The 1031-nt window shown below is 62.9% G+C and carries 2 protein-coding genes; both read right to left on the bottom strand.

Annotation, left to right across the window (positions count from 1 at the left end; genetic code table 11):
* Positions 1-281: 281 nt before the first annotated feature.
* The gene (locus GVL05_RS19785; RefSeq protein ID WP_159574242.1) at positions 282-485 is read right to left on the bottom strand and encodes a hypothetical protein; all 204 of its coding nucleotides are present in this window, start codon (positions 483-485) and stop codon (positions 282-284) included.
* Positions 486-489: 4 nt separating this feature from the next.
* Positions 490-750, bottom strand: a complete 261-nt coding sequence (locus GVL05_RS19790; RefSeq protein WP_159574243.1) for a hypothetical protein — start codon at positions 748-750, stop codon at positions 490-492.
* Between the last annotated feature and the right edge of the window lie 281 nt (positions 751-1031).

Raw genomic sequence — 1031 nt, forward strand, 5'->3', positions numbered from 1 at the left:
CCCCGACCGAACCACTCCACCGCAGCCACCCGCTGCGCACTCGTCAACGACGACGCGGTACCACCCACACGAACCATCCCCGGATCTCGAACCGACTAATCAGTCCAAGAACCGGGGACCAGTCCAGTTCCATGATGTTCCCCAACTGCGAGCGGACTGTCCACGTGCAGCACTGCCGTGTCCTCCAAGAGCGCAGATCCGGAACGGTCGCGTTCGGTGACGATGGTGGTTACGGGCGCGAAAGAGGGGGCCACCGTGCGGTGGCCCCCTCTTGGCGGTTGCTACTTTCCGTCCTGCTCTGGGCTTGGCTTGCGCCGCTGGGCCGAGATCTTCGTGACCATGATGATGCTGGCGATCGCGCCGAGGCCGCCGGAGATCCCGAGGAGTACGCGGGTCACTGGGTCTTCGAGGAAGAAGATCGCGATCACGAGGACTGCGACGAACACGGCTTCGAGGATGAGCCAGTACGTGAGTTTCCGATTCATGGGATCAACTTCCGCAGGTGTTGATGGCATCTCCGACGCTGTAGACCGTACCTGCCACGCCTACTGCGAATCCGACAGCGCCAATGGGACCGCCCACGCCGGTACCGATCACGGCGACCGAAGCTGCCGTGGTGATAACACCAGTGACAGCACCGAAGATGGCGCCACCGCAGTCGAAGCCGGTCGGGTCGGAGTTGTTGATGGGGTCACTGGCAGCGAAGGCGTACCGGTTGCCGTTGCTCGGGTCGAGTGCCGGCGACATCATCGAGGCAGCGCCCCGCCCCCGTCGCCAGACACTGCAGAAGACCGTGACAAGGACCCTGCAGCACAACGTGAACAGTCGCAGTGTCGGCCCCTCCCGTCGACCTGTCCAGAAACGATCGTTTGCGGTGAATTACCACATGTGTTGACGCCGAAGTAGAACGGACCCCTTTGTGCCGAACTGGGGCGGACCCCTTCTGGGGTTGTTGAGCTTAGTTGTTCTCGGTCTGGTTGATGAGGTCGCGGCGGCCGTGGGTGCGGTAGGAATCGCCGGAGAGGGTGAGG

This window comes from Curtobacterium sp. 18060 (assembly GCF_902706105.1).
GTDB lineage: Bacteria > Actinomycetota > Actinomycetes > Actinomycetales > Microbacteriaceae > Curtobacterium.